The organism is Halopelagius fulvigenes, from assembly GCF_055398025.1.
The window spans coordinates 2,433,559-2,458,781 of the sequence record NZ_AP043846.1; the positions used below are offsets into that span (position 1 = coordinate 2,433,559).

A 25,223-nucleotide genomic window follows, 5' to 3' on the forward strand; every position below is an offset into this window, starting at 1 on the left:
TGACTCAGGGGCGCGTCAAAACGAGCGGTAGCCTGCCGTCGTCGGGCACGGCCTCGGACCCGAGCGTCGCGGCCAGTTGGTTCTCGTGGAGCGCTCTGAGGGCGTCGAACTCGTCGAGCGGAAGCGAGAGCGCCTCGCCGTACTCGCCCCAGACGGTCGCGTCCACCGCGAGGTAGTACGCCTCGGTCCGTCGTTCGACCAGCGGGTTCCCCGGGAGTGACCGCCGCCACTCGTAGACGATGTCCTCGACCCCCGGGAGGTCGCGGACCGTCCGCTGGTGGCTTCGCGCGACGCTTCTGAGGCGGTCCGCGCCGACCCCCGCCTCCTCGGCAGTCCGCGAGACGACGTCGTCGTCGAACACTGCCAACGGGTCTCGTTCGTCGCGCGTCATCATAGCACTAAGACATGCACTCCGGCGGCTTGAACGCCGGGGGTTTCGGACGGCCGCGGCGGACGGCGCGGTCTCGGTGCGAGCGGTACGTCCGTCCTCGAACGGAGCGCCACCGTCGGTCCCGAATCGGCTGGCGGACTTTTCCCGCGCGCGGACGAACGTCCCCCATGGTCGGAGACGCACGAACCGGATTCGTCACGCAACTCGGCATGGACGAAGGGGAGGCCGTCGCGTTCGCCGGCGAGGCGGGCTTCGACTTCGTGGAACTGATGATGGACGGCGACGGCCGGCGGGACCGACTCCGCGAACGCGCCTCGGACCTGCGGGCGGCGGCCGACGACGCGGGCGTCTCGCTCCTCGTTCACCTGCCGTTCGGCGGCGTGGACATCGGGAGCCCGCACGAACACGTCCGGGAGGGGTCGCGCCGGGAGATAGCCGCCGCACTCAACGCGGCGGCGTCGTTCGACGCCGAGAAGGCCGTCCTCCACGCCAGCACGAACGCGTGGGGGCCGGCGTGGGACGAATCGACGCTCCACGGACACGTGCTGGACTCCGTGCGCGAACTCGACGACCACGCCCGACGGGAGGGTGTCAAACTCTGCGTCGAGAACGTTCCCCGCGGCGCGTTCGACACCAATGACTTCCCGACGCTGTTCGAGGAGACGGACGCCTCGATGACGCTCGACACGGGACACGCCCGGATGGACGGGCGAGACGGGGGCGGCATCGCGGCGCTCTGCCGGGAGTACGGCCACCGCATCTCCCACGTCCACCTCAACGACACGCGCGTCCCGAAGGACGAACACCTGCCGTTCGGGTCGGGGACGATACGGTTCGAGTCGGCGTTCGACGCCCTCGGCGGGGAGTGGGACGGGACGCTCTCGCTGGAGGTGTTCACCGACGACTTCCGCTACCTGCGGACGAGCAAGGACCGACTCGACGAACTGCTGTGAGTCGGCGGGGAGTCGCTCCCGCACCGCGGGCCCGTCACGAGGTTTCAACTACTCCGTATCCGTACCGAACTCCATGACCGACGAACACCGGACCGAATCGGACGGCGGTTCCCCGCGCGTCGTCGTCGCGGGCGAGACGCTCATCGACTTCCTGCCGAACAGCGAGGGGCCCCTCTCGGGCGTCGAGTCGTTCACCCGTCGGGCGGGCGGCGCGCCCGCGAACGTCGCCGTCGCCCTCGCGCACTTGGACGAGACGCCGCGCTTCTGGACGCGCATCGGCGAGGACCCGTTCGGCGACTTCCTCGAAGACGCCCTCCGCGAACGGGGCGTCCCGACGGACTTCGTGGAACGGGACCCCGTGGCGAAGACGACGCTCGCGTTCGTCGCGCACGACGAGAACGCCGAGCGCGGGTTCTCCTTCTACCGCGACGAAACCGCGGACACGCGGATGCAACCCGGCGGACTCGCAGACGAGGAACTCGAGGACGCCGAGTGGGTCCACGTCGGCGGCGTCACCCTCGCGGACGAACCGTCGCGCGAGGCCACCTTCGACCTGATGCGCCGCGCGCGGGAGGCGGGCGTGACAGTCTCGTTCGACCCCAACGCCCGGCCGGAGCTGTGGGACACCTTCGACTACGTCGGGTCGATGCGCGAGGCGTTCGGCCTCGCGGACGTGGTGAAGGCGACGCCGGAGGACTTGGCCGCCTTCGACGTCAGCGGCGACCCCTCGGAACTCGCGCACGCGATTCTCGACGAGGGGCCGCACACGGCGCTTCTCACCCTCGGCGGCGAGGGGTCGTTGGCGGCCACCTCGGACGGGTCGCCGTGGACGTCGGACCTCTCGGTGGTCGAACACGGCGGGTACGAGGTGACGCCCGTGGACACCACCGGCGCGGGCGACGCCTTCACCGCGGGCGTCATCGCGGCACTCGTCGGCGACGAACCGCTCTCGGAGGTGTTGGCGTTCGCGAACGCCGTCGCCGCCGTGACGACAACCGCCGCCGGCGCGATGACGGCGCTTCCGGACCGCGAGGCCGTCCGCGCGTTCAGAGAAGAGCGGTCCTGACTACTCGACGAGTCGTTCCGCGATGCGCCGGGCCCCCTCGGCGGGCGCGGTGTCCGGCCGGTCCGCGGCGACGCACTCCACGTCGCGGTTGAGTTCCTCGCTCATCCGCGTCTCGAACTCCCCGACGATGCCCGGGATGCACGCCATCCCGCCCGTGAGGACGATGGGCTTGCTCAGGGCGAGTTGGTACGGCTTCATGTGGTCGTTGGCCAACTGCGAGAGGAAGTTGTTCGCCACCTCGTCCACCGCGTCGTCGAGGTAGTCGTCGAGGGGTTCCATCACCGACCGCTCGATGGTGAACTCGTGGGACCCGCCGCCGGGTTGCTGGATGACGTCCGTGAACGGTTCGAACGCGTCGAAGTCGGCGTGCGTCTCCTTGTACTCCCGCGCCGTCGTGAGGTCGATGTTGACGCGGCCCTGCGTCTCCTCCTCGACGGCGTTGGCGATGCGGCGGTCCACCTCGTTGCCGGTGACGGCCCCCGAGACGAACGGCGACAGCTGTTCGCCGTGGCGGTACGCCGACGCTTCGAGGTTCGTCGAACCCATGTTGACCGCGACGAAGACGCTCTCTATCGCTTCGAGTCCGTCGCCGAGCGCGGGAATCGACCCCGTCAGCGACTCGGGGAAGCTACGGACGAACGCGCCGCCGACGGGACTGTCCTCTATCACCTCGTTGAGACTCGCCAGTCCGGGCTCGTTGTCTATCGTCGGAATCGCGTAGACGATGGCGCTGTCGTCGTCCAGTCCGTGCGCCGACACCAGTTCCGCGAAGAACTTCTTGGCCAGTTCCGTCCCCTCGCCGCCCTCGGGGAGGCCCGACCGGAGCATGTACTCCACTCTGTCGGGGTACTCCTGCGCGGCCTGTTCGCCGAACAGGACCCGCTCCTCGCCGGTCAACGGGTCGTCGTACGTCGCCAGACAGGTCAGCGTCCGAACCGTCTCCACCTCGCCGTCGTCGGTTCGGAACTGAAGCACCGTGCGCGTACTGCCGAGTTTCACTCCGACCGCCGTCGGTCCCGCCCCACTCTCGTCGTTCGCTGATTCGTCTTCGCCGCGTCCATCCTCAGGCATACCCGGACGGATACGCAACTGGTAGAAAATCCTGTTGGTAACCGTTCTTACATGAATTGGACGGACGCGACGAGTCGAAAAACGGCAGCCGGAACGCCGATGAACCGGTTGTGAGTGAGGCGTCCGCGGGAGGATGTAATCCCTCGGTTACGTCATCGAGGTGAGGCGCGCGACGTAGAGGAGACTGAGGTGGTGGTCGTCCACGTCGAACTCCGTCGTGTCGGCGACGTTGCCGGAGAAGCCGATGAGGTAGTCGTGCAGTTCCGTCTCGACGTCCTCGGTGATCCAATCGACGGTGAGGTAGTAGCGGAGGGCGTCCATCGTCCGCTTGAATCCGCCCTTCAGCACCATGAACTCCAACCAGTCGAAGACGACGCGTTCGGCGGCGTACTCGTTCGGCAGGGTCCGCAGGTAGGGCTTCCGGAGCGAATCGCCCGCGGCGGCCGTCTCGTGGACGAGGAGCTGTTCGAGTTGGTTCTGTCGGAGCACTTCGCCCGCCCGCCCGCGGGGGCGTTCGTGAACCTCGTTGTCGAAGCGGAATCGGCCCACGTCCTCGAGGTGGTCGTCGCTCCGCGTCTCGTACTCGGGTTCGGCGTCGCGTCCGAAGCTGTCCTCGCCCTCGTCGTACTCCGAGTAGCCGAGTTCGTCGTACCGGGAGCGGTCGTCGTAGTCGTCGTACTCGCCGCCGTAGTCGTCGTACCCGTCGTCGTATCCGCTCTCGTCGTACCGCCTGTCGTCGCGGGCGTCTCGGCGTCGGCCCTCGCGGGAGTCCCGGCGTCGGCCCTCGTTCGCGCGTCCGCGGCCGTTCTCGACGCGGCCGTTTCCGGCGCGCCCGCGTCCGTCGCGGGAGGAGTCGCCGAAGGGGCGGCCGAGGCCAAGTTCGCTCGCGAGTCGGTCCGCTCTGACGACTTCGTCCTGTGCGTCGCCGTGGTCGGAGTGACCCCGACGGGGGCGGCTGAGTTCCTCGGACCGGCCGTTTCGGTTCCGACGTGGTCGGTCGTCGCTCCGGCGTCGTCTCTCGCTGTTCCGGCGCGATTCGTCTCGGCGCGGCCCGTCGCGGTCCTCGCGGGACCGGCGACTGTCGTTTCGACCGCTTCGGTTCGGCGGGCCCTCGCGCCGCGGCCGCCGTCCGTCGGCCTCGTCCTCGTCGGACGCCTCGGCGGTCTCGGACGTTCGTCCGCTTCGGTCTGCCCGTCGTTCGTCAGCGATTCGGCGGAGTTCTCGGAGGTCGTAGTTTTCGGGATCTATCTTCATCGGCCTCACCTCGCTCGCGGCGGTCCGGCGGTCGAACGCGCCGCGGCAGAGACGCCGCCCGTCGGTCACGGAAAGCGCCGTCGTGTTGTGAGAGCCAATCCGCGGGACCGGGATAAACCTGCCCCCGAGATTATCAGAATGGATAACTTCACCGTCGGGCATCCGAGAAATTCAGGAGATAATAGTAGCCGCAATCGAGCGATTCCGCGCTATCAGATCGTGCTCTCGCCCGCGTTCGCGCTCCGAATGCGGAGGTCGGCGGTGCGGACGGAGAACCGGAGCGAACGGCCGTGGCCGCCGCCGACGTCCTCGGCGACGAGCGGGATGTCGAGCGAGTCCAACGTGTCGCGCGCCGCGTTCACGTTTCTGTCGCCGATGCTCTCCTCGGCCGACGTGAAGTCGAACATCGTCGCGCCGCCCGCGAGCTTCGCGCGGAGGTCGCCCGGGACGGCCCCTTCGCTCTCCATCTCCTCGACGAGCGCCGGAACGGCGGTGTCAACGTACTTCGCGTCGTTCTCGTCGTCGTTGGCGGTCGGTAACATCGCGTGCGCGAGGCCGCCGACGGACTGCCGCGCGTCGAACACCGCGATGCCGACGCAGGAGCCGAGTCCGCTGGTGACGAGCGTCGTGTCGTCGATTCCGACGGCGAAGTCCGCGATGCCGACTTTGATTCGCTCCTTCGTCCGGTGCGTACTCTGCGTCTCGCTCGTGTATACTTTCATAGTGGTTTGTCGGACGTCACGACGAGGGCGGTGTCCGGTGGTGAGCCGGCGGTTCGCCCCCGACGCGGGTTACGCTTCCGCCGCAAGGCGATTGAGCGCCTCGCGGAGCTGCGCTTCGTTCGGGAGGGCGTAGATGTCGCACGTGAACTCGTCGTTGTCGGTGACGATGGTCGAGTCGATGAGGAACGCGTGTTCCTGCGACTGGGCGAGCTCGGTGGCCAACGGGTCGATTATCGCCGAGCCGAGGTCTTCGACGTACGTCGGCGGCGAGATCTCTATCGTCGTTTCGAGCGCGTTCGCCCACCCGTCGAGGAACCCCGACGTGGTGATGTTGCCTATCTCCTGAATCGCGCTTTGACGCATCGCCGCGTCCGCCTCCATCCCCGGCATGAGCGACTCCGCGAGGTTGTCCGCCGACTCCCTGTCGAACAGAATCGCGATGTAACCGGACGGCAGGCCCTCGAACTCCAAGACGACGCCGAGGCGCGTCTCCTCCGTGAGCTCCATCGGAACCGCTTCGATGGGAACGAAACTGAGGCGGCTCACCTCGACGGTCGTCTCGCTTCCGGTCATCGCCGTCAGGTCCTCGGAGGCCTGTTCTGCGCCGTCGGTGATCATCTCGGAGAAGGAGGTGAACGATTCGACGGGCACCGTCTTCCCCTCCGACCCGGCGACCGTCGAGATGGTATCGATGGAGTCGTGGGTCGGGAGCATGTAGATGTAGAAGTTGACCTTCTCGTCTGCGGTCTCGAGCTGGTTCCGGAACGCGAGGACGTGGTCCTCGCCGGTGTCCATCTCGAACCCGGAGTCTCCCGTGATGTCGTCTAACGCGCCTCGACTCTCGACGTCGACGAACGTCGGCGTCGTAATGTCGATCGACGTTTCGAGGAAGTCCGCCCAGCCGTCGATGAAGCCGCCGAGCATGATGTTGCCGAGCTCTTTCAACCCGCTCGTCGCCATCTCCCCGTCGGGCTGTTCCGCGGCCCCCGGAACGAGGATGTCGACGAGTTCGACCGCCCTGTCGCGGTCGAACGCGAGCACGGTCCGCCCGTCGATGCCGCCGTTGAATCCGATGTGGACGCTGACGAGGTCCTGTTCGACGAACTCCCGTTCGACGTCGCCGCGGGTGCTCACTTCGATTTTGGTGACGTTGACGCACGTTTCGACGCCGGTCAACTGCGTGAGCGACCCCGCGGCGCGCTCTGCGCCGGAGTGGGCGAGCCGGCTGAACGTTCGTAACGACTGGACGTCGAGATTCATGCCTCGACGCTCACCACGTCGTCGATGGCTTGGAGGACGTTGGGCTTCTGGAAGGGTTTCGTGATGTACCCGTCCGCGCCCGCTTCGACGGCCTCGCGCATTTTCTCCTCCTGCCCGACGGAGGTGCACATGATGACCGACGCCGAGGAGTCCATCGACTTTATCTCGGTCGTCGCTTCGATCCCGTTTCTGATGGGCATCACGACGTCCATCGTTACGACGTCGGGCCCGAGTTCTCGGTAGAGTTCGACGGCTTCGACGCCGTTCTCCGCCTCACCGACTACCTCGTGTTCTCCGTCGAGTAACTGCTTCAGCAGGTTCCGCATGAACGCCGAGTCGTCCACGACCAGTACGGTGGTTGCCATGGAGAGACTGTTCCGAGAAACCATCTATAAACCCTCGCCCCCTATTATCAGCGATGATAGGGTGCGTCCGCACCGATTCGCCGTTCGCGCCCGCCGCCCACGTCTCGGCTGCGATTAGCGCCGTTCGGGGGGGATCCGAAGTCCGTCTCCGCCCAGCGCCTCGACCAGATCGCCGATGGAGTCGTCCGTCGTGAGTCCGTGCGTCCGCAGGACGGGGGCGAGAACCTTGGTCGGGAACGCGACGTCGGTGTCCGACGCCAAAAGGAGGATGCCCAGCACCTCTTCCGGCGTCGCGTCGGCGTTGACTTGGTTCGCGTACCACTGGACGACGTCGCCGAACGCCGTCGCGATGTCGTCGGAGAACCGTTCGCGTTGGGCCACCCGTCCGTCGAACGACGCGGTGACCGCGATGCCGTGGCTCGCACCCTTGTCCGAGACGTACCGCACCATCTGCTGTTTCGCGAAGTTCCCCCGCTCTTCGAGGGTGCGTTCCTCCTCGGCGTGCCTCGGAGGCGACTCCTCCTCGTCTACGCGCGGTTTCTCGTCGCTGTCGGTGGCGACGACGTACCGACCGTCCCGAATCTGGGCGACGCGGTCGTCGTCGGAGTAGTCGAGTTCGTTCGGACCGATGACGCCCTCCTCCCCCCGGCGGCGACGGCTTCTGTCCTCGGGCGGATTTCCGGGAGCCATGGTGCTTGGTCCCGGCGGGGGAATATTAAGCCCATCGCCGACAGTCCGCATGACTGATGTTTGAGAGATGACGGTTGTGCGCCGGGTAACGCGGGCAACGTTTTCGACTTCGAGTCATACTGGTAACCAACACATTCACATGGACCCACGACAGACCTACCCCATCTATGGAGTCTGACAGGACCCTTGCAGCGTTGGGCAACGAATACAACCCGGATATCTTACGCGCCGCGGACGAACCCCACTCGGCGCAGGAGTTCAGCGAGATGCTCGACATCCCCATCGCGACGTGCTACCGTCGCATCGAGGAACTCACCGCCGCCGGCCTCCTCGAGCTTCACGACAGGGTCCTCTCCGACGAACACCGACGGACGAACGTCTACCGCCGCGAGGTGGACAAGATCGTCATCCGCTTCGACGAGGACGACTACAACGTCTCCGTGACGGAACGCCCCGAGGTGAAGAACAAACTCGACGACGTCTGGCGTCAGATCGCACACGACTGAGTTCTCAGCGTACTCGACTCTGCCTACGTTCGAAGAGAGGCATCGACTCCTTCGTGCTACCCCCTCTCACTCCATTTCTTCTCTTGATTCGCACCCGCGTGCGCGTAGGATTTAATTGATTCGGTACACGCCCCCTAGTTATCATCTTCGAAAATCGGGCCCGTACCGTTATGTAGGATACGATGATATTCAGGATCGTAGGTCTTCACCTCCGGCGAGGGGGTGGGGGACCGATTTGGAATAACTAACCCATGTTCGAAGAAAACAACGCCGACCGGGGTCAGGTCGGTATCGGTACTCTCATCGTGTTCATCGCGATGGTGCTCGTCGCAGCGATCGCGGCGGGTGTCCTCGTGAACACGGCCGGCTTCCTCCAGGCGACTGCGCAGGACGCTGGACAGGAAAGTGTGAATAAGGTAACCAACCGCGTCGACGTCGTGAGCAAGCACGGTATGGTCAACGAATCCGGTGGCGATCTTGCCGTGGACAGCCTCAATCTGACCGTCCGCCTGGCCGCCGGGTCCGGCAGTGTGTCGCTCGAAGACACGACGATAAAGTACGTGAGCGGAACGACGGCGAAGAACCTCATCTACAAGAACGAGACGACTGCGAGCGGAACGCAGCTCCGCAGCGTTAACCGGTACAACTCCTCCGGAGCGAGCCAGGGTCTCAACAGCACTGAGTTCACCGCGTACGCGCTCGACGACGACGACGGCGCGTCGTACCCGGTCCTGAACAGCCAGGCCGACCGCTACGAGATCATCATCAACACGTCCCTCGTCGAGGAGAACGGTGCGGGCGTCTCGACCGGCGACTCGGTCAAACTCGAAATCACGAGCCGATCCGGCGGCTCCACGCAGGTCATCCTGACGATGCCCCAGCAGCTGGCAGGTCAGAGCGACAACGATCCGGTTCCCCTCTAAGGAGTGAATGACATGAGAAACATATTCAACGAAGAAGATCGCGGTCAGGTCGGTATCGGTACGCTCATCGTGTTCATCGCGATGGTTCTCGTCGCGGCGATCGCGGCGGGCGTCCTCGTGAACACGGCCGGCTTCCTCCAGGCGACTGCCGAGGACGCGGGTCAGGAAAGCGTTAACAAGGTGACGAACCGCGTCGAGGTTCTGAACACCCACGGTACGGTCGGTAACTACACGGACATCGCCAACATCACGATGACCGTCCGCCTGGCCGCCGGTTCCAGCAGCGTCGACATGGACCAGACGTCCATCAAGTACCTCAGCGACACCGAGGTGCAGACGCTGACGAACTCGACCAGCAATACCGCCGACGGCGCGTACTTCGCGCTCGAGAAGGTCACTGACGACGACGGTTCCTTCGGCGTCCTCAACAGTATGAACGACCGCTACGAGGTCAGACTCAACACGTCTGCCATCGAGGACGGTCAGGGCGGCCTCGAAACGGGCGAGAAGGTCCGCCTCGAGATCACCAGCCGAACGGGTGGCACGACGCAGGTCATGCTGACGATGCCCCAGCAGCTCGCGGGCAAGAACCAGGGCGAACCGGTCATACTCTAAGTTCGCTCCTCCCTTCGGTATCGACGACGACTACTCCTTTCATTTTCTCGCGCTCGATAGCCGAGCGGACGCTACGACGCGACGGCTCCTTCGGCGACTCGCGCCGTTCGAGCGAGCGTCTCGGCTCTCCGAAGCGTCACGGATGACCGACGACAGTCGAACGTAACCCTACCGACGTGAGAAAGAACGAAGAACCGACTACTCGAGCCCGTCTTCCTCGCCGAACCACGGCGGCGACTCGCCGACCATGGAGAACCCGGCGGCCTGCTCGTATATCTGGATGCCCCCCTGGTTGATTTCGAGCGGGAACATGGAGTTTTTGATGGACTGCTTGCGCATCTTCGCGACCCAGACGTACCGGTTGCTCGTCGCGCCCGCCGGACTCTGGATGAGGTAGATGTTCCCGTCGGTCAGGAAGTTCTCCAGACCGATCTCCGTCTCGGGGAAGATGGCCGACTGTTCGGTCGTCAGAAGCGACGTGAGACCGCTGTCTTTCAGGATGTCGATGAACTTCAGGAGGTATTGTCGCTGCTCCTTCTCGTCTTCGAAGAAGAGTTGGAACATCGTCAGCGAGTCGAGGACGAGTCGGTCGTAGTTGGTGTCCTGCAGGTCGCCGATGATTCGGTCGAGCGTCGCCGAAAAGTCGCCGTCTCGCAGGAGCGTCCGCTTGTCGTACACCCTGATCCGACCGTCCTCGACGTACTCGTCCCACTTCTCGAAGCCGATGGACTCGGCCGCCTGCCTGATGTCCTCCTCCGATTCCTCGAAGGTGAGGTAGATTCCGCCTTGGTCGTACTTGTCGACGCCGTTGTACAGGTACTGCAGTCCCAGGATACTCTTACCGGTTCCCGGATTTCCGCTGATAAGTACCGCGGCGTTCTTGACGATGCCGCCGTTGAGGATGGAGTCGAGTCCCTCGACCCCTGTCTTGACGAACTCTGGCATGATTGGGTGACTTCCGTGGAAGGTTATCGGTACGTGGGTCGGTACCCCATCCGGTTAATTCTTCTTACACTCGTCCGTCGGTCGATTCGGTGCGGCCGTCGGGATATCTGGTCACTCCACGGTCCGGCTTCGCGGTTCTCCGATATCACGTCTGATAATCGAAAGCGAACGTTCTTGTATTGCTGTAAGTACAGTAGGACCAATGCTACCTGTACCCCCGAGCCCGGAGACCCGATCCGGTCGGGAGTCGGCGCGTCACCGCCACGACGGTTCGGTGTCGTCACCGGACACGGTTCGGTGGCCCGCAGAGCATCGCTCTGCGACGTCGTCGGACGAAGTCCGACTGCTTGCCGAACCCTGTTCGGCAACGTCATCGGACGCAGTCCGATCGGCCGGCGGGCTTCGCTCGTCGGTGTCGCCAGACCGCGTCTGGCGGCCCACGGAACGCCGTTCGGCGGCGCCGTTGGCGAGGCACTCTCGTCGGTCACGTACGCGTGGTCGAACGACGTCGAGCGACGTTCGACTACCCGCCAGAGACGGTCTGGTCACGCGGCAGCGCCCCGCCTTGCGGGACGCGGGACTCCGTCTCGCATCCGCGCGCGACCTTCGACGGAGACGGAGGCGAGACGGATGGGAATGATGGACTGGATGGACGGACACGAGGAGGGCTCGCCGTCCGACGGCGAGAACACCGTCGCCACCGATGGACTCGGATTCGACGACGACCTCGACGACCTCTCCGACGACTTCGGCGACTTCGGAGACGGCGACGAGTTCAAGGACGGAGACGAGTTCGGGGACGACGAGTTCGGCGGCGGAGGCGGCGGCGGTTCCGTCGACGACTCGACGGCCGCCGAGCTCGAAGACCGCATCTCCGACCTCGAAAACGAACTGAGCGCCGTCTCGTCCGGCATGAACACCGTCCGCGAGGAGAACAAACAGATAGGGGAGACCGTCGAAGACCTCGACGACACCATCAGGAAGCTCCTCGACATCTACGAGATGGTCACCCGCGGCATCAACCCGTTCGTGGACGACGCCCGCGAGATGGGCGGCCTCGAAGGGGGCGGCGCGTTCGGCATCTTCGAGGGCGAGGAGGAAGAGGACGAACACCTCGACCCCGACGTCGCCAGCGCGGACGCCGAGAGCTTCTTCGACGAGGACTTCGGCGAGATCGACGCCGAGGCCGGCGAGGCCGAGTTGGCCGCCGAGGACGAACTCGCCGGGGAGGAGCGCGCGAGTCCGGCCGACGCCTTGGACGACGGCGACGAGAGCGAATCGTCGTCGGGCGGCGGGTCGAGCTTCGACGACCTGAAGTCCGAGTACGAGGAGAACGAGGGCTGGGACGAGGAACTCGACGAGGACGGCGGCGCCGCCGACGAACCCGTCGACGAGTCGCCCCTCGACGAGGCGGACATCGCGTCCGACGACTCCGGCGTGCCGACGACCGAGGAGTTGGTCGGCGAGTCCCCCGCGGCCGACGAAACCGACGAGTCGCCCTCCGACGGCGAGGCGAACGCCGCCGACGAGCCGGACGCGTACTTCGAGGACGACGCGGAGGACGAGGCCGGGTCGGACGACCAACCGCAGGCGTTCGAGTTCGACCACGACGCGGCGACGGAGACGCCCGAACCGGAACCGGTCGAACGGCAGCCCGCGCCGACGCAGCGTCGCTCCCAGCCCCGGTCGGGCCGAGTCGAGTCGCAGTCCGGACGCGGCGCGAACGCCGACGCGAACGAGGGACCGGAGTACCTCACCGCGCTGCCCGCGAGCTACATCACGGAGTCGGTCGCGCTGGAGTGGACTCGGTTCCTCGTCTCCGTCGGCGGCGCGATCGGCGCCGCCCGCGCGCTTCGACAGTACAGAGAGCAGGAGTGGATTTCCCGGCACGTCGAGCGGAAGATGAACGCTCACGTGCGGAACGCGGCGTCCGCGACGTCGACGAGCAGCGCTCGTCGGCCCGACGGACGGGGTCCGTCGACGTCGACGGAGGAGCCGCGGGACCTGCGCGTCGAACACCACAAGGAGAGCCTGACGTACATCAGCCGACTGGCGGGCGACGTCGCCGAGGCGCGCCTGCTCGAAGAGCTCTCCGCTCACGGTCGGAGAGGGGGTCGCGGTGGGCTTCGGCGTTAGTGGCTCGACGGCGATAATCTTCCTCGGCGTGCTCATCTGTACGGGCACGCTGTACACCGCAGCGGCAGGTACCGCCGAGCAACTGACGGACGCAGAGGAGGAGAACCACGAGCGACTCCTCGACCGGCGGAACACGGAGATAGATATCTTCAATGCGACGTACAACACCAGCGACGGAAACGGAGTCGTGATTCTCGTGAACAACACCGGTTCGACGACGCTCTCGGTTCGGGATACGACGGTACTCGCGGACAACGAGTACCAGAACGTGTCCGCCAGTACCTACGTCGAGGGGGACAGGGACACCGACCTCTGGGCGCCGGGGGAGACGCTCCGAATCGACTTGGCGACCGACGCCTCGCGCGTGAAGATCGTCACCGAGACGGGCGTTTCGGACAGTCACACCGTCACGGTGGTGAGCTAAGATGGCAGACGTCTCCGCTCCGAGCCTCATCCTCTTCATCGCCAGCCTCGTCATCGCGGCGGGCGTCGCGGGTGTCCTCATCGACACGGTCAGCGGAATCAGCAACGCGCTCGACGAACGCGGCGGAGACGTGGCCGAGAACATCGAAACCGACATCGAGATTATCAGCGATAGCGAGGCGGGTGTCTACAACGACAGCGAGAGGACGGTGACGCTGTTGGTGAAGAACACCGGGGTCAGGACGCTCCCGGCGGCCGGCGGAACCTTCGACGTCATCGTCGACTCGGAGTACCAGACGAACGTGAGCGTCACCGTCGTCGACGGAAGCGCCAACTGGCGGCCGCACGGCGTCGTCGAAGTGACGGTGTCGGGACTGTCGCTCGACGCGGGCGACCACCGCGTGAAGGTCGTCATCAACGGCGACGAAGAGATATTCAAATTCAGGACGAACGCATGAACGCAAATCACTTTTCTCTCGGACTGGCACAGCACGACCGCTTGGAGAAGGAGCTCGGCGGTGGACTCCCGAGGGGAGCCATCGTCCTCATCGAGGGGGACTACGGCGCCGGTAAGAGCGTCCTTTCGCAGCGGTTCACCTACGGATTCTGTCAAGAGGACGTCGTCACGACGCTCATCTCCACGGAGTTGGGCGTCCGGGGCTTCCTCGACCAGATGCACTCGCTGTCGTACGACGTGGTCAAGCCCCTGCTGGACGAGGAGATTCTGTTCCTCCACGCGGAGATAGACGCCTCCGGGACGCTGACCGGCGGGAGCGCGGAGAAGGAGCGAAAGCAGCTGCTCCGCCGACTGATGGACGCCGACACCGTCTGGGACGCCGACGTCGTCATCATCGACACGTTCGACGCCATCCTGCGGAACGACCCGCAGTTCGAGGCGCTCGTCCGGCAGAACGAGGAGCGACAGGCCGCCCTCGAGATCATCTCGTTCTTCCGCGAGCTGACGACGAAGGGCAAGACCATCGTCCTCACCGTCGACCCCTCGACGGTCGACGACGAAGCGATAGGGCCGTTCCGCTCCATCGCCGACGTGTTCCTCGAACTGGAGATGGTCGAAGTCGGCAACGACGTGCGCCGGAACATCTTCGTCAAGCGGTTCGCGGGGATGGGCGAACAGGTCGGCGACCGCGTCGGGTTCTCCGTCCGGTCCGGAATCGGCATCGTCATCGAAAGCAGGAGTGTCGCGTAATGCCGACGGACCACGGCTCGTCCAAGATTTCGGACGAACTGAAACAACACGCGATGCGGTGGTCCCACCTGCGTGAACACCTCAAGCGGTTCAAGCAGATCACCGGCGAGTTTCCGATGCTCATCGACGAACCGGGCGGCGACCACGAGTCGCGTCGCCCGAACATCGTCTACCACCTCGGGGGACCGATATACGCGCAGGTCTACGGGAACTTCGGCGAGACGACGAAGTACTACGCCATCGAACCCGAACTCAGCGAGAAGGAACACGACATCTTCGACCAGGTGAAGGACAAACTCCTCGAACGCTCGGTGTCGAAACCCGCACCCGAGGAGGACGTCGAGTACGAAGAGCGGATTCGGGAGCTCCTCGAGGAGATCGTCGCCATCGAAGGTGCCCGGGAGGGTCGCATCCAGGAGTTGATCCAGCGACTCGACCTCGGCCCGGTGCAGGTGACCAAGGAGACGTACGAGAAGATACAGTACCGGTTGGTGCGCGACATCGTCGGGTTGGGACCGCTCGAACCCATCATGCGCGACCCGGCGAACGAGGACATTCACGTCATCGGCCCCAGGCAGGTCGACGTTGACCACGGCGTGTTCGGCCTGCTCGAGACCACAGTCGAGTTCGACTCGAAGGGCCAGTTCGACAACTGGCTCAGAAACATGGGCGAACGAATCGGCGACCCCATCTCCGACGCGCACCCCATCGTCGACTCGACGCTTCCGGACGGGTCGCGTATCAACATCATCTACTCCGACGACGTGTCGCTGAAAGGGTCGAGCCTCACCATCCGTCAGGGCGACGACGTTCCGCTGTCGGCGTTCCAAATCGCGAAGTGGGGGACGCTGTCGCCGGAACTCTGTGCGTACCTCTGGATAGCGTTAGAGAACGAGCGGACGGTGTTCGTGGTCGGCGAGACGGCGTCCGGGAAGACGACGACGCTGAACGCCATCACGTCGTTCATCCCGCAGGACTCGAAGATCTACACCGCGGAGGACACCGCCGAGGTGCTTCCGCCGCACGACACGTGGCAGCAACTCCTCACGCGCGAAGGGCGCGGCGGCGGTTCCGAAGTCGACATGTTCGACCTCGTCGCCGCGGCGCTGCGTTCTCGCCCCGACTACATCATCGTCGGGGAGGTTCGTGGCGAAGAGGGGCGGATGGCGTTCCAGGCCGCCCAGACCGGTCACCCGGTGATGCTGACGTTCCACGCCTCCGACATCGTTTCCATGATTCAGCGGTTCACCGGCGACCCCATCAACGTCCCCGAGACGTTTATGTCGAACTGCGACATCGCCCTGTTCCAGAACCGCGTCAAGCGGGGCAACGACATCCTCCGTCGCGTGACGAGCGTCCAAGAGATAGAAGGGTACTCGAAGGAGATGGGCGGCGTCGTGACCCGGGAGGCGTTCTACTGGGACCCCGTCGAGGACGAGATCGTGTTCCAAGGGCGGAACAACTCCTTCATCATGGAGGAGAAGATCGCGACCCTCCTCGGGTACTCGGACACCCGGAAGATATACGAGGACATCGAGTTCCGCGCGGAGATAGTCCGCCGGGCCATCCAAGAGAACGTCGTCGGCTACCACGAGTCGAACGAACTGATCGAAGACTACCAGCGTGACGGCGTCGAGGGACTGCCGTTCGATATGGCGAGGGTGTGATCGTGTCGGGAGCAGGTGCCGCGGGCGACGGGGGGATGACGACGCAGGCCCAACAGGCCCGCGACTTCCTCGATTCGGTCCTCGACTCGTACGAACGGATGCCGATGGAGACGAGTCGGTACGGGCTCGTGGTTCTCCTTCCCACCACCGTCCTGTTCTTCGCGTCCGTCCTCGGGGCGCTACTGCTTCCGTTACCGGTACTCGTCCGAATCCCCATCTTCCTCCTCGGTTCGCTGATGCTGGTCGCGGGGCTTCTGTACCCGCGCCTCCTCGTCGAACAACAGCGTAGAGGGCTGGAGAACCAACTTCACCTCGTCATCACGCACATGACCGTGCTCTCTACGACCAACATCGACCGAGTGCAGGTGTTCCGCGTGCTCGGGCGCGAAGAGGAGTACGGCGAACTCGCGATCGAGATGCGCCGCATCACGCAGCTGGTGGACACGTGGAACCAGTCGCTCGACGACGCCTGTCGCCGTCGGGCCAGACAGGTCCCCTCGAAGCCCCTCGCGGACTTCCTCGACCGCCTCTCGTACTCGCTGAACGCCGGGCAGAGCATCGACGACTTCCTCCTCGGCGAGCAGAGCGCGATGATTCAGAAGTACATCACGGTGTACGAGAGCGCACTCGGGAACCTCGAAGTGATGAAGGACCTCTACCTCTCGATGATCCTGTCGATGACGTTCGCCATCATCAACGCCATCGTCCTCCCGATACTGACGGGGACGGACGCGACAATGACCATCGCGGCGGTCATCGTCCTGTTCGTCTTCGTCCAACTGGGTTTTTACTACGTCATCAGAACGATGTCGCCGTACGACCCCCTCTGGTACCACCAAGACGACTTCCGGACGAAGGCCGACCGGCAGATAGACATCACCCTCTACGGGGCCGTCGCGCTCTCGTTCCTCTTTATCGTCGTCCTCGCCGTCGGAACCGCGGGCGTGACGCCCGTCGGACGGACGATACAGGGCGTCATGGTCGATACGCCCGTTCCGCTGTTGTTGGCGACGCCGCTGACTCCCCTCGCCGTCCCCGGCATCATCGCGCGCCGGCACGAGAATCGAATCAAGGAACGCGACGAGGAGTTCCCGGGGTTCATCCGCGCACTCGGCGCGTCCGAGAGCGCGAAACAGAGCACGACGACGGCGGTGTTGAAAACCCTCCGAAACAAGGACTTCGGCGTGCTAACTCGGGAGATAGGCCGACTCTACACCCGATTGAAGATGCGCATCGGTCCGACCCGGTCGTGGTTCTTCTTCACGGCGGAGTCGAGTTCGTACCTCATCCAGAAGTTCAGCGAGATGTACAACGTGGGCCGACAGATGGGCGGCGAGCCGAAACAGCTCGGCGAGCTCATCAGTACCAACATGAGCGAGGTCATCAAGCTCCGCCGCCAGCGCGAACAGTCGACAATCACGCTCATCGGCGTGCTGTACGGCATCACCGCCTCCGCGTCGTTCGCGTTCTTCATCGGGCTGGAGGTCGTCGAGATCCTGGCGTCGTTCTCCACGCAGATGAACCTCGCCCAACTGGAGTTCGGCCAACTCATCTACGCGGGCGTGTACGACATCCCGTTCATCGAGTACCTGCTGACGCTCATCATCCTGTTCAACGCCCTGCTGTCGTCGCTCATGATCCGGATGGTCGACGGCGGGCACAAAGCGAACGCGTACCTTCACTTCGTCGTCCTCACCTGGATCGGCTGTGCGAGCGCAGTCGCCACCTCGTCGCTCGCGGGAGCCCTGATCAGCGTATGACAGACACAGACAAAGAGACGGAAGCGGACGGCTCGGGCCCCTCCCCGGCTAACGCCGAATCGAAGGGAGAAGACCTGCTCGAAGCCTATCGGCAGAAGAAGGAGGAACCGAAGACGACGGACGAGGAACGAGAACGCTCGAAGCGTCGGAACAAGAAGACGGACAACGGCGAGTCCATCGTCGTGGACTTCGTCGCGAACTTCGTCGCGGGGGGCAACGCCTCGTTCGACCCGGTGAAGGGTCGCGTCCTGATGAGCAGTCGCCGCCTCATCCTCGCCACCTCGCGGTCGAAGACGGTCATCCCCATCACCTCGGTGTTCGACATCGCGGTCGGGCAGGTGCCGGCGGAGGTCGAGGAGTTCTTCGACTACACCGTGATGGTGGGGTACATCGTCGACAACCGCCGTCAGACGACGGTCATCGGCGGGCACCGCGACACGATCGAGAAGTTCTCGCTACTCTTGTTCCGCGCGGCGCTGAACGGGTCGAAGACGATGGTCACCCACCCGGCGAAGGTGGGCGGCCGCGTCATGGACTCCCCGAAGCGCGAGACCGGACTCCACCTCGACTACGAGTCCGTCACGTTCCCCGGAAACGACTCCCTCGGCGACGGGGACGAACCGTTCACCATCGACCTCGCCTCCGTCATCTTCTTCGAGGTCATCGAACGGACCGTCGAGGAGCAGAAACAGCTCGTCCTCTCGGTGCAGCACGTCGAGAACGGACAGACGGTCACGACGGAGATATCCCTGCCGTCGCGGCGGAAGATGAACGTCCTCGGTCGGTACCTCCGACTCATCTACCACTGGATAAAGAGCGACGTGCGCGACGTGGAGGTGAGCGAGGAGGGACTGGAGGTGCTCGTCGGCCTCTACTCCACCGGACCGAACATCGACCTCGCGTCGCTCTTGGAACTCGACGAAACCGAACTGGAGGTGAAACTCGAAGAACTGTTCGAGGACGACCTCATCACCGACGACACGACGCCGTGCGAACTCACGCCGCAGGGGCGGTTCGTCGTCAACGAGGAGATAGAGGACGTCAACGTCTAACGTCCTACAATCGCGGCTTCGTCGAAATTTCGGTAACGTGACGAGACGTGCGTGCCGACGACGGAGGAGGTACTCGGCGGGGGCAACCGTTCGTTTTGGTTCGTTCGCGACGAAACGGTCGTTAGGAGAGAGTGCGATAGTTTACCAGCACAGTACAAAGTACAGGCCATCAGAACTGTCCGTGGTTTCCTATACTATTCGTCTGGTACCGACGGAGAGCCCTGGTTGAGTCTCACCGAGAAAGACCGAGCGAGGAGTGCTAACCCAATACAGATTCCTCCCAGCACGGCGAAGAAGGGAGCGAGTTCCCCGCCACTGCCTAAGACCAACGGCGAGGGAGATGAGACTTGAGAGAAGTAGTGCTATCGTGCTAAGTCGAAGAGCCACGACGGTAATCCTCCGGAGAGATTGTGGCTGAATAACTCCACCATAACCCAGCGCGACTCCGGTTCCTACTGCGATGCCGCAGTAGCTCTGAAGAACGATCACCATGTTCCCCCCGGTATTCCGGAGGTTGAACAACCCGAGACAGCCAGCGTAAACAAGAACTGTACCGAGACCGACAGCACCGACTCGACGGAGTAACCTTGTACGGCGAGAAAGGGGGAGAGCTATACTGACGAACCGAGAACTGTCGATAAGTACTTTCTCTTTACATCACGGTCGGTCGAATCGCTTCGGGAGAGGACGAAGAGACCAACTGGAACGTGCCGCGTCGATGGAAGGTGTAGCCGCCGCGGGACACCGACTTGCACCGCGAGCGAGGGCTTCGCCCGAGCCTCGCGGAAACTTTTTGGTCCAGCTTTTTTGCGAGGTTCGCGAGACGCGTTGCGTCTCGCGAGCAAACGAGAACGCGCGCGTTCTCGTGTGAGCGGTCGCGCGTAGCGCGACCCGACGAAGTAAAAAGGTGGGTTTACATCGAGGCTTGGTCGTCTTCTATCGCGTCCGCCGCGATGCTCCGCCCGCGCGCGTTGAGTTCGACCTCGTGTCGGACGCGCACCTCGTCTAAGACGTCGTGGTCGATGAGTCGGACGAACAGTTCCTCGACTTCGTCCACGTCGAGCCCGAGAAACGCCGGGATGTCGAACGGCGAGACGCCGGAGTACAGCGCCATGAGCACCTGCTTGTCCGTCTTGCTCAGGTCCAGCGCCATCTCCGTCTGCTCCTCGCCGATTCTGAGCAGCGACTTGAGGATGCCGACGGGTTGCTCCGGGCCGGAGATGTACGTCTGGACGCTCGTCCCGTCGTCGTAGGAGTGTTCGACTTCGATGACCTCGCGGGACTCCTCGCGGACCGTCCGGCGGCCCATGTTGATGTCGCCGATGTCGTCCAGTCGCACTTCGACGAACGACCCGGTGACGGTGGCGATGCTGACGGCCTCCTCCTCGACTTTCATGCGGGCGCCGACCCACTCCGTGTTCTGGACGACGCCCCCCTCGACGGCCGGGTGGCGGACGAGGAACTTCGTCGAGTTCAGCAACGCACCGTAGAGGTCGAGTTCGAACTCGTCGAAGTCCTTGGGCGCGACGAGGACGACTTCCTCGCCGCCGTCGTACCGGAGCGCGAGATAGTCGGAGACGGTCGCGACTCGCTGATTGACGTCGAACCGGCCGCCGACCTGTTCGATGGTCGAGAGCGGGAAGGTCCGCTTCCCCCCCGTCCCCGCCAGGATGAGCCGCTGGTTCGAAAGCAGGATGCGGCCGTTCGTCCAGTTGGCGTCGTTCACTTCGCGGCCGTTCCGGAGCGCCTGCAGGAACCGGCCGCTGGTGTCGCTGACTTTCTGTTCTCCGGGTTTCATCCACTCACCTCACGAGTTCGGATCGCCCGCGCTGTTTCGATAGATGCGAAGCCGTTTCTCGACCGGTTCGAACCGACCGCGGCAGGAGGGCGGTATCGTCTCCGTCATCCCGATGGTGAGATAGCCGTCGGGGGCGAGCGCGGAACCGAGCGTCTCGAAGATGGCGCGCTTGGCGTCGGTGTTGATGTAGATGAACAGGTTCCGACAGAGGACGAGATCGAACGTCTGCGGCGGTTCCTCCTGCACCAAATCGTGGTTCCGAAACGAGACCAACTCGCGGACTTCGTCGGCGACCCGGAAGGAGTCGCCGTCGCGTTCGATGTACCGTTCGTGGTCGTCCAGCGGCGACAGCTGTTCGAGCAGGTCGTTCGTCTCCGAGGCCCGATACTCGCCGCGCCGGGCCGCGCTGAGTATCGTCGGCTTGATGTCCGTGCCGAGGATTTCGACGTCCGCGGGGTCGATCCGGTCGTCGTCGTGCGCGAGCATCGCCAGCGAGTACGCCTCGCGGCCGTCCGAACAGGCCGCGCTCCACACTCTCGTGCGCCCCGAGGCGGTCAACTCCGCGAGAACGTCCCGGAGCGCGCCCCACACCTTCGGGTTGCGGAAGAAACTCGTGACGTTCACGCTCAGGGAGTCGAGCAGCGCGGTCCGTTCCTCCGCGTCGTCGAGCAACAGCGCTCGGTAGCTCTCGTAGTCGTCCACGCGGCGGCGTCGCATCCGCGCGGAGATGCGCCTGTCGAGGTAGGCGTTGTTGTACGAACTCGTGGCGAACGACAGCGACTCCTCGATGTGGTCGAGGAGGGCGAGGAACCCCTCGTCGGCCGAGAGGTCGGAGTGCCCCATCAGTCGGCCGCCTCCTCTACGTCCGTCGCGCCCTCCTCACCGGTCGAGGGCGGCGTCCACTCCCGCATCGCCCGCCTGCCTCGTTCGGGGAGTTCGAGCGTGCTCACGTCGAGGATGGGGATGACGTTCCCATCGCCGATGACCGCCGTCCCCGAGAGCCCCCGGGTTCCGCTGAGCGGTCCCTGAAGCGGCGTGACGACGACTTCTTCCTGACGGGTCACGCGGTCGCAGTGGAGTGCGACCTGCCGGTCCTCCGGCCGGATGCGGACGACCATCCCGCTGTCGGACTCGTCGATATCGACGTCGAGCGCGTTCCGGAGGCGGATGAGCGGGAATATCCGATCCTCGTGGACGACGACTTCCGCGGCGTTTATCGTCTCGACGCGCTGGCGGCGCGAGATCTCGTCGATGTACTTGATGGGAACGCCGAACTCCCGGTCGCCGACGCTGACGAACAGCACCTTGATGATGGCGACGGAGACGGGGAGGCGAATCGTGAACTTCGAGCCCTCCCCCTCCGTGCTCGTGACGTCCGCGGACCCGTCGAGCGATTCGACGGTGGTCTTGACGACGTCCATGCCGACGCCGCGTCCGCTCACGTCGGTAATCTCGTCGTTCGTCGAGAACCCGGGGTGGAAGACGTAGTCGTACACCTCCTCGTCGGGCAGTTCGGTTATCTCCTCGCGCGTCGCCAGTCCCTTCGAGACGGCCTTGTCGCGAACCGCGTCGGCGTCGATGCCGCCGCCGTCGTCCTCGACGGTGACGATGACGGTGTCGTGTTGCCGGCGGGCGCTGAGTTCGATGGTCCCGGTGCGGGACTTGCCCGCCGCCTCGCGTTCGTCCGGCATCTCGATGCCGTGGTCCACGGCGTTCCGGAGGACGTGCATCAGCGGGTCGGATATCTCGTCCAAGATGGTCCGGTCGAGTTCGATGTCCTCGCCCTCCACCTTGAAGCGGACGCGCTTGTCCTGTTCGCGCGCGATGTCGCGGACCATGCGCGGGAACTTGTCGAACACCTTCTTCAGCGGGATGAGCCGCATGTCCATGACGGTGTTCTGGAGGTTCGTCGATATCTTGTCCAACTCGTCGAGCGTGTCCAATCCGGTCTCGCCGCCGGTACCCTCGCCCTCCATCGCCTGCCGGAGTTTGATACGGCTGGTGACGAGTTGCTCGACGAGTTCGTGGAGTTGGTCGAGTTGGTCTACGTCCACGCGGACCGACTTGACCGCCGAGATGGAGCGGCCCTTCTCCTTTTTCCCCTTCTTCGCTTTCTTCTCCTCCGCCTCGGACGCCGTCGAGTCCGACGCGTCGTCGCCTCCGTCCGCGGACGACTCCGCTGCGGGGGCGTCTCCGCCGGCGTCCGCCTCGACGGCGTCGGACTCGGGAGCGTCTGCGTCCGCCTCGGGCGCTTCCTCGGCGTCGTCGGACTCGCCGCCCGAGAACGCGGCGAGGGCTTCCACGGCCGCCTCGGCTTCCTCGGGGTCTACTTCCGCCGACGGGTCGGCGACGACGCTCTCTGTGTCGTCCGTCGCCGGGGAGTCGGACCCGGCGTCCGCGTCCGTCTCGGAGTCGGCGTCCGCCTCCGGTTTCGCGCCGCCCGCATCGGCCGCACCGTCGAACGCACCCGACACGTCGGTACACTCGACGGACTCGACCTTCCAGAGGCCCGAGAGCGTCGCGTCGAGCTCTTCTCCGGGGACGTTCGCGACGAACAGCGAGAAGCCGTCCTCGAACTCGCCGCGTTCGATGCTGTCCACGTGGGGGTCCGCGCCCACGACGTCGAACTCCTCGGGGACGTTGCCGAGGAACAGTCCGGCGTCTACGCCCTTCATCTCGCCCGTGTCGAGTTCGACGGCGACGTGGTAGAGGTGGTCCGCGCCCGCGACGGTTCCCCCGTCGAGCACGTCGCGGGTCAGCGCCGCCACGTCGGTTTCGGCGGCCGGCGAAGACGAGTCGGCGGCGGCCGACCCGTCAGCGGCCGCCGCGTCCGAGTTTCCCGCCGGCGCCTCCGACCCGTCGTCGCCTTCGGCCGCGGCGCGAATCTCCTCGACAAGCTCCGTCGGGTCGGTCCGCGATTCGCCGTGCTCGTCTATCTCATGGAGGATCTCGAGAATCTCGTCCATCCCGTCGAACACGAGGTCCATGCGCTCTGCCGTGACGTCGAGGCGGTCGTGTCGAATCTCGTCCAACAGGTCCTCGACGGCGTGGGCGACCGTCGCCGCATTGTCGAAGCCCATCGCGCCGAAGTTCCCCTTCAGGGTGTGCGCCTGTCGGAAAATCTCGTCGATGGCGTCGGTGTCCTCGGGGTTCGACTCCAGTTCCAGCAGCGAGTTGTTCAGTCGGGTGATGCTCTCTTCGCTCTCGGTGATGAATGCTTGGTAGAGTTCCTCGTCCATCGTTAGTTCTCCTGTAGGCCGCGCAGGACGCCGTCAGCGACGCCCTCCGCGGGTACGATAGTCTCGACGCAGCCGGTCTCGATGGCCCGCTTCGGCATGCCGAAGATGGCTGACGTCTCTTCGTCCTGTGCGACAGTGTGTCCTCCCGCGGCGTGGATGCGACCCATCCCGTCGACGCCGTCGCGCCCCATGCCGGTCAGGAGGACGCCCGCCAGCGGTCCCTCGACCGATTCGACGGCCGAAGCCATCGTCAGGTCTATCGCGGGTTTGACCCCGTGGACCGGTTGCGTGTCGGTGAGTTCGAGCGTGAGTCGCCCGCCCCGGTCGCGGGTGACGAGCAGGTGCGACCCGCCGGGGGCGATGCGCGCCTCGCCGACGCCTATCTCCTCTCCGTCGCTCGCCTCGCGGACGTCGTACTCCGAGCGGTCGTTCAGGCGGTCGGCGAAGCGTTCGGTGAACCCCTTCGGCATGTGCTGCACCACGATGATTCGGAGGTTCGCCGCCGTCGGCAGGTCCCCGAGAACTCGTTCGACGACGTTCGGGCCGCCGGTCGACGCCCCGACGACGACCGTCGAGACGTCGGGGTACGCCCCCTCGTCTTCCGTCGCCCGCGAAGACGGGGACGCGCCCGAAGACGACGTCCGACCGGGACTCGTCGGTTCGGCCGCGTCGTCCGTCCGCGCGGGCCCGTCGGTCGCTCCGCCGGCCGTCTCGCGTTTCGTCCTGCGCGCCGCCGAGAGGTCGACCGCCGCGGCGGACCTGACCTTCTCGACCAACTCGCGTTTGACCCGCGGCATCGAGGAGGTGACCTCCCCGCCGGGTTTCGTGACGAAATTGACCGCACCCTTGTCGAGGGCCTCGAAGGTCACCTCGGCCCCGTCGTCGGCGTGCGCGGACAACATCAACACCGGCGTCGGGCACTCGGACATGATGGTCTCGACCGCTTCGAGGCCGTTCATCTCGGGCATCTCGATGTCCATCGTCACGACGTCGGGTTCGCAGTCGCCGACGACGTCGACGGCGTCGGCGCCGTTCTCCGCCTCGGCCACGACGTCGATGCCGCCGTCCTCCAACAGCGTGCGGATGAGGGTCCGCATGAACCGCGAGTCGTCCACAACGACGGCACGGGTGTTCGCGTCGCCGTTACCGGGACCGGAGACGGCGCTCATCGGTGCGACCC

At 65.0% G+C, this 25,223-nt stretch carries 24 protein-coding genes; 12 read left to right on the forward strand and 12 right to left on the reverse strand.

The annotated features are described in order from the left end of the window. Positions 1 to 4: 4 nt before the first annotated feature. Positions 5 to 394 (reverse strand): DUF8048 family protein, encoded by a 390-nt coding sequence (locus ACZ522_RS17355; protein WP_379696768.1) that lies wholly within the window; start codon positions 392 to 394, stop codon positions 5 to 7. 164 nt (positions 395 to 558) lie between these two features. On the opposite strand from ACZ522_RS17355, the gene ACZ522_RS17360 reads away from it, so the two are divergent. Both ACZ522_RS17360 and ACZ522_RS17365 read left to right on the forward strand, forming a co-directional pair. Then, a complete protein-coding gene (locus ACZ522_RS17360; protein WP_379696765.1) occupies positions 559 to 1,344 on the forward strand; it encodes a sugar phosphate isomerase/epimerase family protein in 786 nt (261 codons plus the stop codon). Between the two features lie 73 nt (positions 1,345 to 1,417). Further along, positions 1,418 to 2,410 carry a carbohydrate kinase family protein gene (locus tag ACZ522_RS17365; protein WP_379696763.1) on the forward strand — a complete coding sequence of 331 codons (993 nt, stop codon included), beginning with the start codon at positions 1,418 to 1,420 and terminating at the stop codon, positions 2,408 to 2,410. On the opposite strand, the gene ACZ522_RS17370 is transcribed toward ACZ522_RS17365, so the two are convergent. The 6 genes from ACZ522_RS17370 to ACZ522_RS17395 form a co-directional block, all read right to left on the reverse strand. After that, complete coding sequence (locus ACZ522_RS17370; RefSeq protein WP_379696760.1) at positions 2,411 to 3,481, reverse strand: hypothetical protein; 1,071 nt, start codon at positions 3,479 to 3,481, stop codon at positions 2,411 to 2,413. A 147-nt stretch (positions 3,482 to 3,628) separates the two neighbouring features. Next, positions 3,629 to 4,735, reverse strand: a complete 1,107-nt coding sequence (locus tag ACZ522_RS17375; RefSeq protein WP_379696758.1) for a FlaD/FlaE family flagellar protein — start codon at positions 4,733 to 4,735, stop codon at positions 3,629 to 3,631. A gap of 212 nt (positions 4,736 to 4,947) precedes the next feature. Beyond that, positions 4,948 to 5,457, reverse strand: a complete 510-nt coding sequence (locus ACZ522_RS17380) for a chemotaxis protein CheD (RefSeq protein ID WP_379696755.1) — start codon at positions 5,455 to 5,457, stop codon at positions 4,948 to 4,950. A gap of 69 nt (positions 5,458 to 5,526) precedes the next feature. After that, positions 5,527 to 6,717, reverse strand: coding sequence for a chemotaxis protein CheC (locus tag ACZ522_RS17385; protein ID WP_379696752.1), 1,191 nt, complete (start codon positions 6,715 to 6,717; stop codon positions 5,527 to 5,529). Beyond that, positions 6,714 to 7,082, reverse strand: coding sequence for a chemotaxis protein CheY (gene cheY, locus ACZ522_RS17390; protein ID WP_379696750.1), 369 nt, complete (start codon positions 7,080 to 7,082; stop codon positions 6,714 to 6,716). The genes ACZ522_RS17385 and cheY overlap by 4 nt, the downstream gene beginning before the upstream one ends. Before the next feature lie 114 nt (positions 7,083 to 7,196). After that, positions 7,197 to 7,772 carry a DUF7500 family protein gene (locus ACZ522_RS17395; RefSeq protein WP_379696747.1) on the reverse strand — a complete coding sequence of 192 codons (576 nt, stop codon included), beginning with the start codon at positions 7,770 to 7,772 and terminating at the stop codon, positions 7,197 to 7,199. A 167-nt stretch (positions 7,773 to 7,939) separates the two neighbouring features. Here ACZ522_RS17395 and ACZ522_RS17400 point away from each other — a divergent pair, with 167 nt between their 5' ends. From ACZ522_RS17400 to ACZ522_RS17410, 3 genes are all read left to right on the forward strand, one after another. Beyond that, positions 7,940 to 8,278, forward strand: coding sequence for an ArsR/SmtB family transcription factor (locus tag ACZ522_RS17400; protein WP_379696744.1), 339 nt, complete (start codon positions 7,940 to 7,942; stop codon positions 8,276 to 8,278). 251 nt (positions 8,279 to 8,529) lie between these two features. Continuing rightward, positions 8,530 to 9,201: an archaellin/type IV pilin N-terminal domain-containing protein gene (locus ACZ522_RS17405; protein ID WP_379696742.1), complete on the forward strand. Its 672-nt coding sequence runs from the start codon at positions 8,530 to 8,532 to the stop codon at positions 9,199 to 9,201. Positions 9,202 to 9,213: 12 nt separating this feature from the next. After that, a complete protein-coding gene (locus ACZ522_RS17410) occupies positions 9,214 to 9,816 on the forward strand; it encodes an archaellin/type IV pilin N-terminal domain-containing protein (protein ID WP_379696739.1) in 603 nt (200 codons plus the stop codon). 198 nt (positions 9,817 to 10,014) lie between these two features. On the opposite strand, the gene ACZ522_RS17415 is transcribed toward ACZ522_RS17410, so the two are convergent. Further along, the gene (locus ACZ522_RS17415; protein ID WP_379696736.1) at positions 10,015 to 10,761 is read right to left on the reverse strand and encodes an RAD55 family ATPase; all 747 of its coding nucleotides are present in this window, start codon (positions 10,759 to 10,761) and stop codon (positions 10,015 to 10,017) included. 630 nt (positions 10,762 to 11,391) lie between these two features. On the opposite strand from ACZ522_RS17415, the gene ACZ522_RS17420 reads away from it, so the two are divergent. Genes ACZ522_RS17420 through ACZ522_RS17450 form a run of 7 tightly spaced genes read left to right on the forward strand, consistent with a single transcriptional unit; the run spans position 11,392 to position 19,006 of the window. Then, on the forward strand, positions 11,392 to 12,897 hold the full coding sequence (locus ACZ522_RS17420; RefSeq protein WP_379696733.1) for a flagella accessory protein C: 1,506 nt from the start codon (positions 11,392 to 11,394) through the stop codon (positions 12,895 to 12,897). After that, positions 12,881 to 13,321 (forward strand): archaellum stator protein ArlF, encoded by a 441-nt coding sequence (arlF, locus tag ACZ522_RS17425; protein WP_379696730.1) that lies wholly within the window; start codon positions 12,881 to 12,883, stop codon positions 13,319 to 13,321. The genes ACZ522_RS17420 and arlF overlap by 17 nt, the downstream gene beginning before the upstream one ends. A gap of 1 nt (position 13,322) precedes the next feature. Next, complete coding sequence (arlG, locus tag ACZ522_RS17430) at positions 13,323 to 13,778, forward strand: archaellum stator protein ArlG (protein WP_379696728.1); 456 nt, start codon at positions 13,323 to 13,325, stop codon at positions 13,776 to 13,778. Further along, positions 13,775 to 14,527, forward strand: a complete 753-nt coding sequence (gene arlH, locus ACZ522_RS17435) for an archaellum protein ArlH (RefSeq protein WP_379696725.1) — start codon at positions 13,775 to 13,777, stop codon at positions 14,525 to 14,527. The genes arlG and arlH overlap by 4 nt, the downstream gene beginning before the upstream one ends. Next, positions 14,527 to 16,194, forward strand: coding sequence for a type II/IV secretion system ATPase subunit (locus tag ACZ522_RS17440; protein ID WP_379696722.1), 1,668 nt, complete (start codon positions 14,527 to 14,529; stop codon positions 16,192 to 16,194). Before arlH ends, ACZ522_RS17440 begins: the two co-directional genes overlap by 1 nt. Positions 16,195 to 16,229: 35 nt before the next feature. Beyond that, positions 16,230 to 17,954 carry an archaellar assembly protein FlaJ gene (flaJ, locus tag ACZ522_RS17445; protein WP_379699860.1) on the forward strand — a complete coding sequence of 575 codons (1,725 nt, stop codon included), beginning with the start codon at positions 16,230 to 16,232 and terminating at the stop codon, positions 17,952 to 17,954. Further along, positions 17,951 to 19,006: a CheF family chemotaxis protein gene (locus tag ACZ522_RS17450; RefSeq protein WP_379696719.1), complete on the forward strand. Its 1,056-nt coding sequence runs from the start codon at positions 17,951 to 17,953 to the stop codon at positions 19,004 to 19,006. Before flaJ ends, ACZ522_RS17450 begins: the two co-directional genes overlap by 4 nt. Positions 19,007 to 19,919: 913 nt before the next feature. Here ACZ522_RS17450 and ACZ522_RS17455 read toward each other — a convergent pair. From ACZ522_RS17455 to cheB, 4 genes are read right to left on the reverse strand one after another with little or no spacing between them, the layout of a single operon-like run. After that, positions 19,920 to 20,804: a CheF family chemotaxis protein gene (locus ACZ522_RS17455; RefSeq protein ID WP_379696716.1), complete on the reverse strand. Its 885-nt coding sequence runs from the start codon at positions 20,802 to 20,804 to the stop codon at positions 19,920 to 19,922. 9 nt (positions 20,805 to 20,813) lie between these two features. After that, positions 20,814 to 21,647: a CheR family methyltransferase gene (locus tag ACZ522_RS17460; protein ID WP_379696713.1), complete on the reverse strand. Its 834-nt coding sequence runs from the start codon at positions 21,645 to 21,647 to the stop codon at positions 20,814 to 20,816. Next, positions 21,647 to 24,043 carry a chemotaxis protein CheW gene (locus ACZ522_RS17465; protein ID WP_379696710.1) on the reverse strand — a complete coding sequence of 799 codons (2,397 nt, stop codon included), beginning with the start codon at positions 24,041 to 24,043 and terminating at the stop codon, positions 21,647 to 21,649. The genes ACZ522_RS17460 and ACZ522_RS17465 overlap by 1 nt, the downstream gene beginning before the upstream one ends. Before the next feature lie 2 nt (positions 24,044 to 24,045). Continuing rightward, positions 24,046 to 25,212 carry a chemotaxis-specific protein-glutamate methyltransferase CheB gene (gene cheB / locus ACZ522_RS17470; RefSeq protein WP_379696708.1) on the reverse strand — a complete coding sequence of 389 codons (1,167 nt, stop codon included), beginning with the start codon at positions 25,210 to 25,212 and terminating at the stop codon, positions 24,046 to 24,048. Between the last annotated feature and the right edge of the window lie 11 nt (positions 25,213 to 25,223).